This window comes from Roseomonas sp. TS2, from assembly GCF_058833935.1.
Genome location: NZ_JCACVY010000186.1, coordinates 1 through 8,776 on the forward strand (window position 1 = coordinate 1; position 8,776 = coordinate 8,776).

At 73.6% G+C, this 8,776-nt stretch carries 7 protein-coding genes; 5 read left to right on the plus strand and 2 right to left on the minus strand.

Annotation, left to right across the window (positions count from 1 at the left end):
- The first annotated feature begins 84 nt into the window (after positions 1–84).
- From alaS to ACZJYS_RS20470, 4 genes are all read left to right on the plus strand, one after another.
- On the plus strand, positions 85–2,730 hold the full coding sequence (gene alaS, locus ACZJYS_RS20455) for an alanine--tRNA ligase (protein ID WP_493180138.1): 2,646 nt from the start codon (positions 85–87) through the stop codon (positions 2,728–2,730).
- The gene (locus ACZJYS_RS20460) at positions 2,727–3,812 is read left to right on the plus strand and encodes a DmpA family aminopeptidase (RefSeq protein ID WP_493180139.1); all 1,086 of its coding nucleotides are present in this window, start codon (positions 2,727–2,729) and stop codon (positions 3,810–3,812) included. Before alaS ends, ACZJYS_RS20460 begins: the two co-directional genes overlap by 4 nt.
- A gap of 60 nt (positions 3,813–3,872) precedes the next feature.
- On the plus strand, positions 3,873–4,067 hold the full coding sequence (locus ACZJYS_RS20465; RefSeq protein ID WP_109518630.1) for a hypothetical protein: 195 nt from the start codon (positions 3,873–3,875) through the stop codon (positions 4,065–4,067).
- A 173-nt stretch (positions 4,068–4,240) separates the two neighbouring features.
- The gene (locus ACZJYS_RS20470; protein ID WP_493180140.1) at positions 4,241–5,305 is read left to right on the plus strand and encodes a glycosyltransferase family 2 protein; all 1,065 of its coding nucleotides are present in this window, start codon (positions 4,241–4,243) and stop codon (positions 5,303–5,305) included.
- Here the strand turns inward: ACZJYS_RS20470 and ACZJYS_RS20475 are convergent.
- Positions 5,287–7,071, minus strand: a complete 1,785-nt coding sequence (locus ACZJYS_RS20475) for a gamma-glutamyltransferase family protein (RefSeq protein ID WP_493180141.1) — start codon at positions 7,069–7,071, stop codon at positions 5,287–5,289. The genes ACZJYS_RS20470 and ACZJYS_RS20475 overlap by 19 nt on opposite strands.
- Positions 7,072–7,157: 86 nt before the next feature.
- Between ACZJYS_RS20475 and phnN the strand changes: the two genes are divergently transcribed.
- A complete protein-coding gene (phnN, locus tag ACZJYS_RS20480; protein WP_493180142.1) occupies positions 7,158–7,712 on the plus strand; it encodes a phosphonate metabolism protein/1,5-bisphosphokinase (PRPP-forming) PhnN in 555 nt (184 codons plus the stop codon).
- Between the two features lie 25 nt (positions 7,713–7,737).
- On the opposite strand, the gene pdxR is transcribed toward phnN, so the two are convergent.
- On the minus strand, positions 7,738–8,776 hold a 1,039-nt coding region (gene pdxR / locus ACZJYS_RS20485), incomplete at its 5' end, for a MocR-like pyridoxine biosynthesis transcription factor PdxR (protein WP_493180143.1).

Below are 8,776 nucleotides of genomic sequence, written 5' to 3' on the forward strand. Positions count from 1 at the left end.
GCTTTTCACCCTCGCCGCGCCGCGCTACGTCAGCGGCCACGGAATCTCACGCCCATGGCCAGAGCGAAGGCGACAGAGCGGAATATGACCAGCAGCAACGACATCCGGGCCACCTTCCTCGATTATTTCGCCCGCAATGGCCACACGGTGGTGGAATCCTCGCCGCTGGTGCCGCGCAACGACCCGACGCTGATGTTCACCAACAGCGGCATGGTGCAGTTCAAGAACGTCTTCACCGGGCAGGAGAAGCGGCCCTATTCCCGCGCCACCACCGCCCAGAAGTCGGTGCGCGCTGGCGGCAAGCACAACGACCTGGACAATGTGGGCTACACCGCCCGGCACCACACCTTCTTCGAGATGCTGGGCAATTTCTCCTTCGGCGACTACTTCAAGGAGCAGGCGATCACCCACGCCTGGACGCTCCTGACGAAGGATTTCTCCCTGCCGAAGGAGAAGCTGCTGGTCACGGTGTTCTCGGAGGACGAGGACGCCGCCGCGCTGTGGCGCAAGATCGCCGGCCTGCCGGATGAGCGGATCATCCGCATCCCCACCTCCGACAATTTCTGGCGGATGGGCGACACCGGCCCCTGCGGCCCGTGCTCCGAGATCTTCTACGACCATGGCGAGGGCATCCCTGGCGGCCCGCCCGGCTCGCCGGACGAGGATGGCGACCGGTTCATCGAGATCTGGAACCTCGTGTTCATGCAGTATCTCGAGGAGCCGGCGGGCACCCGCAACCCGCTGCCGCGCCCCTCGATCGACACCGGCATGGGCCTCGAGCGCTTCGCCGCCATCCTGCAGGGCAAGCACGACAACTACGACATCGACACCTTCCGCGCGCTGATCCTGGCCTCGGCCGAGGCGACGGGGCAGGCGGCGGACGGGCCGTTCAAGGTGAGCCACCGCGTGGTGGCGGACCATCTCCGCTCCGGCGCCTTCCTGATCGCCGATGGGGTGATGCCCTCCAACGAGGGGCGCGGCTACGTGCTGCGCCGCATCCTGCGCCGCGCCATGCGCCACGCCCACATGATGGGCGCCAAGGAGCCGCTGCTCTACCGCCTGCTGCCCACCCTGGTGCGCCAGATGGGCGCCGCCTATCCCGAGCTGGTGCGCGCCGAGAGCCTGATCTCCGAGACGCTGAAGCTGGAGGAGAACCGCTTCCGCAGCCTGCTGGAGCGCGGCCTCGGCCTGCTGGCGGAGGAGAGCGACAAGCTCGGCGACAAGGGCACGCTGCCCGGCGATGTCGCCTTCAAGCTCTACGACACCTACGGCTTCCCGCTCGACCTGACGCAGGACGCGCTGCGCGGCGAGGGCAAGGCGGTGGACGTGGCCGGCTTCGAGGCCGCCATGGCCGAGCAGAAGAAGCGCGCCCGCGCCGCCTGGGCCGGCTCCGGCGAGGCCGCCACCGAGACGCTGTGGTTCGACCTGAAGGACCGCCTCGGTGCCACCGAGTTCCTCGGCTACTCGACCGAGAGCGCGGAGGGCGAGATCCTCGCCGTGGTCGCCAATGGCGCGGTGGCGGAGAAGGCGGGGCCGGGCACCGAGGTGGCCGTGCTGCTGAACCAGACCCCCTTCTACGCCGAGAGCGGCGGCCAGGTGGGCGACACCGGCACCATCACCGCGGGCGATGGCCTGCGCATCGCGGTGCGGGACACGCAGAAGAAGCTCGGCCTGTTCGTGCATCTCGGCACGGTCGAGGCGGGCGAGGCGGCGCCGGGCAAGGCGGTGGTGGCGGAGCTGGACCACACACGCCGCGGTGCCATCCGCGCCCACCACTCGGCCACCCACCTGCTGCACGAGGCGCTGCGCCGCCGGCTCGGCACCCATGTGGCGCAGAAGGGCTCGCTGAACGCGCCGGACCGGCTGCGCTTCGACGTCTCCCAGCCGACGCCGATGGCGCCCGACGACCTCGCCTGGGTCGAGGCCGAGGTGAATGCCCGCATCCGCGAGAACGCCGAGGTGGTGACCCGGCTGATGACGCCGGAGGCCGCCGTCGAGGCCGGCGCCATGGCGCTGTTCGGCGAGAAGTATGGCGACGAGGTGCGCGTGGTCGGCATGGGGCATGACCCGGCGGCCACCGAGAAGCACGGCGTCTATTCGCTGGAGCTGTGCGGCGGCACGCATGTGCGGCGCACGGGCGATATCGGCCTGTTCAAGATCGTGAGTGAGAGCGCCGTCTCGGCCGGCGTGCGGCGTGTGGAGGCCGTGACCGGCGCCGCCGCCCTGGCGCTGATCGAGGCGGAGCAGCGCACCCTGCGCGAGGCCGCCGCCGCGCTGAAGATCGCCCCCGCCGAACTGCCGGCGCGCATCGCCGCCCTGGTCGAGGAGCGCCGCAAGCTGGAGCGCGACGTGGCCGAGCTGCGCAAGAAGCTGGCAACCGGCGGCTCGGACGCCGCCATCGAGGAGGTGGGCGGGCTGCGCTTCTCCGGCCGCGACCTCGGCGAGGTGCCGCCGCGCGACCTGAAGGGGCTGGCCGAGGCGATCCTGAAGTCCGGCGTCACCGACGTGGTGGCGCTGCTCTCCACCGCCGAGGGCAAGGCCAGCATCGTCGTCGGCGTGGCCGAGGGCGCCAAGGGCCGCGCCGATGCCGTGGCGCTGGTGCGCGCCGGCAGCGCCGCCGTGGGCGGCAAGGGCGGTGGCGGCCGGCCGGACATGGCCCAGGCCGGTGGCCCGGAGGCCGACAAGGCCGCCGAGGCGCTGGCCGCCATCAAGGCCGCGCTGGCCGGATGAGCGCGGAGGCGCAGGGCGTGGCGCGCCGCCGCGCCCGCGACCTCGGCCTGCGCCCTGGCGTCTTTCCGCCCGGGGCGCTCAACGCCATCACCGACGTGGCGGGCGTGCTGGTGGGGCAGGTGACGCGGATCGAGGGGGAGTTCATCCGCACCGGCGTCACCGCCATCCGCCCGCATGGCGGCAACCTGTTCCGCGAGCGTGTGCCAGCGGGGCTGGCCACGATCAACGGCTTCGGCAAGCTGGCCGGTGCCACCCAATTGCAGGAGCTGGGCGAGCTGGAATCGCCGCTGGTGCTGGTCAACACCCTGTCGGTCGGCCGTGCCGTCGAGGCGGTGGTGGACTGGACGCTGGCGCAGCCCGGCAATGAGGCGGTGCTCTCGGTCAACGCCGTGGTGGGCGAGACCAATGACGGGCGGCTGAACGACATCCGCGCACGTGGCCTGGAGGCCGCGGACGTGCGGGCGGCGCTGGAGCAGGCGGCGCCCGGCTCGGTGGCGGAAGGCAGCGTCGGTGCCGGCACCGGCACCATGGCCTTCGGCTGGAAGGGCGGCATCGGCACGGCCTCGCGCATGCTGCCCGCGGCGCTGGGCGGCTGCACCCTTGGCGCGCTGGTGCAGAGCAACTATGGCGGCGCGCTGCTGATGGACGGCCACCGCGTCGGCGAGGCACTGGGCCGCTTCTACCTGCGCGAGCACGCCGATCAGGGGGACGCGGACGGTTCGGTGATGGTGGCGATCGCCACCGACGCGCCGCTTTCGGACCGCAACCTGGGGCGCCTCGCGCTGCGCGCCATGGCCGGGCTGGCCCGCACCGGCGCCGCCTTTTCGGACGGCTCGGGCGACTACGCCATCGCCTTCTCCACCCATCCCGGCGTGCGGCGGCCCCAGCCGCGCTACGAGGACTGGCCGAACGAGCGCATGTCCCCACTTTTCGTGGCCGCCATCGAGGCGGTGGAGGAGGCGGTGCTGAACTCCCTCACCATGGCCACTACGGTGGAGAGCCGCGACCCGCTGACGCGGCGGAAACGCAAGGGCGAGGCAATCGACCTCGACGCCGTGCGGGCGGTGCTGGCGCGCGGCTGAGCGGCGCAACCCGGCGGGGCCGGCCCGGTTGCCTCCTGCTCACGGAACTGGAGGCACGCCATGCTCACCCGCACCGTCGACTGCCCTGTCGCCCTGCGCGCCGACCCCAGCCTGGCGCAGAGCTACAAGGGCCGGGATGTCACCATCACCGTGGCCAAGGGGCAGCCGCCCAGGCTTGTCATCACGGCACCGGACGAGGCGGCACTCGACCAGGTGGAGGTCTGGCTGGCGCAGATGGACACGCCGGCCGACTGAAGCCGAAAGGGCCCAGGGGGGAAAAATCCTCCCTGGGCCACGCCCTCCGCGCATTCCGGTAACAGGCCGGATCAAAAACAAGAATCTGCGGGGAAAACCCATCCGAGGATCGGGGATCGGACACGCAATCGGCATTTGACGCTGCGCCGGAGCCTTCGCAGTAAGTCCGGCAGTTGCAGCAGACAAGGCGGTTCATGTCCTCCGATCGTCCCCTCGCCGCCCTCCCGCTCGTCGCCATCGCCGTGCCCGTGCTGAACGAGGAGCACTACATCGCCGACTGCCTGGCCTCGCTGCTGACGCAGGGCGATGGCTACCGGCTGGAGGTCCTGGTGCTCGATGGCGGCAGCACCGACCGCACGCGGGAAATCGTGGCCGGCATCCAGCTCCGCCACCCCGAGGTGCGGCTGCTGCACAACCCCGCCCGGCTGCAATCCGCCGCGGTGAACCAGGCGGCGCGCGAGGCCAGCCCCGAGGCGCGCATCCTGCTGCGGGCCGATGCCCATGCCTGGTATCCGCCGGGCTTCGTCACCCGCGTGTGCCGGTGCCTGGAAGCGCGGACCGGCCCCTCCGCCGGCGCCACCTCCGTGGTGGTGCCGATGAAGACGGAAGGCCATGCCGGGATGCAGCGGGCCATCGCGCTGGCGCAGAACAGCAAGCTCGGCAATGGCGGCTCGGCGCACCGCGCGGGCGGCGTCTCGGGCTGGGTGGACCATGGCCACCACGCCGCCTTCAACCGCGACTTCTTCCGCTCCATCGGCGGCTATGACGAGGCCTTCACCCACAACGAGGATGCGGAGCTGGACCACCGCGCCCACCTCGCGGGCGGCAAGGTGTGGATGTGCCGGGAGGCGCCCGTCACCTACTACCCGCGCAAGGACCTGCCCTCGCTGGCGCGGCAGTACATGAAGCACGGGGCGGGGCGCGCCCGCACCCTGATGAAGCACGGGCTGCGCCCCCGCCCGCGCCAGATGGCGCCGGTTGCGGCGCTGCTGGGCTGCGCCGGCGCCGTGCTGCTGGCGCCGTTCTGGCCGCCCTTCCTGTTCATCCCGCTGGCCTATGCGCTGCTCTGCCTGGGCTGGGGCGCGGCGCAGGCGGCGAAGGCGCGCGACCTCTCGCTGCTGCCCGTGGGGCTGGCGGTGATGACCATGCACCTGGCCTGGGGCTTCGGCTTCCTGCGCGGCGCGTGGCGCCACCGCCGCGACAGGATGCCGCCCCAGCCTCAGCGCCCGACCGCGTAGCCCTGCATGCCGCGCGGGTTGGCGCCCGCGAAGATCTGCCCGTCCGGCTCCTGCCGGACGGCGGAGAGGCGGCCTTCCGACCAGTCGCCGCCCAGCTCGGCGCGGTGGCCGCGCGCCAGCAGGTCCTGCAGCACCTCGGCGGCGTAGCGGCCTTCCAGCACCACCTTGCCCGGGCGCGCCACGCGCGGCCAGAAGCTGGAGGGCCAGTGCTCCGTGTGGAAGGCCGGCGCGTCGATCGCCTGCTGGATGTTCAGCCCATGGTTCAGCATGCGGGCCAGCATGATGGGCTGCCACTGATCCTGCTGCTCGCCGCCCGGCGTGCCGAAGGCCATCCAGGGGCGGCCGCCGCGCAGCGCCATGCCGGGGGAGAGGGTGGTGCGCGGCCGCTTGCCGGGCTTCAGCCCGTTCGGCAGGCTCTCGTCCAGCCAGAACATCTGGCCGCGCGTGCCAAGGCAGAAGCCGAGCCCCGGAATGGCCGGCGAGGATTGCAGCCAGCCGCCCGAGGGCGTGGCCGAGACCATGTTGCCCCATTTGTCGATGACATCGACATGGCAGGTGTCGGCGCCCGAGACGCCGAGGCGGGAGACGGTGGGCTCCCCCGCGCCGGCAGCGGCGCCCAGCAGGGCGGCGCGCGATTCGGCCGCATGGTCCACCCAGCCCGCATGGCCGGGGATGCTGCCGGGGCGCAGCTCCATCTGCGCGTCCGGCGTCAGCAGCGCGCGGCGCCCGGCGGTGTAGGCCTCGGAGAGCAGCGTCTCCATCGGCACGTCGGTGAAATCCGGGTCGCCGTAGAAGGCCTCGCGGTCGGCGAAGGCGAGCTTCATCGCCTCCACAACATGGTGCGCGAACTCTGCGCCCACCGGGTCCATGGCGGCGAGGTCGAAGCCGGCGAGGATCGCCATGGTCTGCAGCATGGCCGGGCCCTGGCTCCAGGGGCCGCATTTCAGCAGGGTGGTGCCGCGGTAGTCATAGGCCAGCGGCGCCTCGACGGGGGCGCGCCAGCGCGCCATGTCGTCGCCCGCCAGCACGCCGCGGTGGCGGCGGCCGGAGGCGTCCAGCGCCTCGGTGCCGCGGCAGAAGCGGTCGATCGCCTCGGCGACGAAGCCCTCGTACCAGGCGCGGCGCGCGGCATCGATCTGCGCCACGCGGTCCGGCCCGGCGGCGGCGGCCTCGCGCAGCACGCGGGCATAGGTGGCGGCCAGCTCCGGGTTGCGCCACAGCTTGCCGGCGCGCGGGCCGCCATCGCGCAGCCACAGCGCGGCGGAGGTCGGCCATTCCTGCTCGAAGAGCGGCCGCACGCTCTCCACCGTGGCGGCGATGCGCGGCACGTAGTGGATGCCGCGCTCGGCATAGCCGATGGCGAATTCCAGAACGTCGGCCAGGGTCCAGGTGCCCCAGTCGCGCAGCATGGTGGCCCAGGCGTCGAAGGCGCCGGGCACCATGGCGGGCAGCAGGCCGGTGCCGGGGATCAGGTCGAGCCCCAGCCCCTCCTTCACATGCGCCACGCTCAGCCCGGCGGGCGCCGGGCCCTGGCCGCAGATGACGTGCTGCGTGCCGGCCCTGGCGTCATGGATGATGATGGGGCAGTCGCCCAGCGGGCCGTTCAGGTGCGGCTCGGCCACCTGGAGGGTGAAGCCGGCGGCGGCGGCGGCGTCGAAGGCGTTGCCGCCGCGCTCCAGCACCGCCATGGCCACCTGGCTGGCGATCCAGTGCGTGCTGCCGACCGCCCCGAAGGTGGCGGCGATCTCGGGGCGGGTCGTGAACATTTCATGGCCTCCGGGCGGGGGTGCTTGCGCCCTGCTGATTGCGCGCCGAAAAGCGTCGGGTCAACCGGGGGAGGCAGGGCAGCGGCATGGCGGGCAGTCTGGTGACGGTGGTGGGCGCCTCGGGCGCGGGGAAGGACACGCTGCTCGGCGCCGCGCGGGCGGCGCTGTCGGCCGATCCGCGCTTCGTCTTCGCGCGGCGGGTCATCACCCGCCCGGCCGAGGCGCAGGACCACCCGGGCGCCGAGAACCACCGGCCGATGAGCGAGGCCGAGTTCGGGGCGGCGCGGGCCAGCGGCGCCTTCGCGCTGCACTGGCAGGCGCACGGGCTGCACTACGGCATCCCCCGCATCGTCGAGCGCGACCTGGCGCAGGGGCGGGTGGTGGTGGCCAACCTCTCCCGCACCGTGCTGGCCGAGGCCGCCGCGCGCTACCGCCTGCGCGTGCTGCTGGTGACGGCGCCGCCCGCCGTGCTGGCGGCGCGGCTGGCCGGGCGCGGGCGGGAGGGCGCGGCCGAGATCGCGCTGCGCCTCAGCCGCGCCGCGCCGCTGCCCGAGGGGCTCGACGTGGTGGAGGTGGCGAACGACACCACCCCGGAGGAAGGCGCGGCGCGGCTGCTGGCGGCGCTGCGCGCGACGGCCTGAGAGCGGGGGCCTGAGGGCAGGGGCCTCAGCGGCGCATCGCCTCCAGCACTGCGCGCAGCCGGCGCACCCCCTCGGCGATCTCGGCCTCGCCCAGCGCGGCGTAGCCGATCACCAGCCCCGCCTTGTCCGGCCGCGCACCGCCCGGGTGGTAGAGGGCGCCGACCGGGTAGAGGCCAAGCCCTGCGGCGCCGGCCCGCGCCACCAGCGCCGGCTCCAGCGCCGCGGGCAGCTCCTCCAGCCACAGCACCACATGCAGCCCGGCCTCCTCTCCCGCCACGGTGGCGCGGGGGCCGAGGGTGGCGCGCAGCGCGGCCAGCAGCGCGGCGCGCCGTGCCGCGTGGCGGCGCCGGGCGCGGCGCACATGCCGCTCATAGGCGCCGCTCTCGATCAGCCGCGCCAGCGCCGCCTGCTCCAGCCCGGAGGCGTGCCGGTCGGTCAGCCGCTTGGCCGTGGCGAAGGGCGCCACCAGCGCCCGCGGCAGCACCAGGTAGCCCAGCCGCAGGGCGGGCGAGAGCGTCTTGGAGACGGTGCCGAGGTAGAGCACGCGCTCCGCCCCCTCCTGCTCCATCGCCTGCAGGGGCGGGATGGGGGCGACGCCGAAGCGGAACTCGCCATCATAGTCGTCCTCCAGCACCCAGGCGCCCTCGCGCCGCGCCCAGGCCAGCAATGCCTGCCGCCGCGCCGCGGACAGCACGGCGCCGAGCGGGAACTGGTGGGAGGGGGTCACATAGGCCAGCCGGGCGGCGCCGAGCGCGGCGGTCCGCAGCCCCTCGCGGTCCACCGGATGCGGCTCCGGCACGGCGCCGGCGGCCAGGAAGGCGTGCCGCGCCAGGCTGTAGGCCGGGTCCTCGATGGCGACGCGGTCTCCGGGGTCGAGCAGCAGCCGGGCGCAGAGGTCGATGCCCTGCTGCGAGCCGCCCACCACCACGATCTGCTCCGGCGCGCAGCGCAGGCCGCGCGCGCGCCAGAGGTAGCCGGCCAGCGCCGCGCGCAGCGCCGGGTCGCCGGCCGGGTCGCCGTAGCGCAGGCGGCGCGGCGGGCGGCGCAGCGCCTCGGCCAGGGCG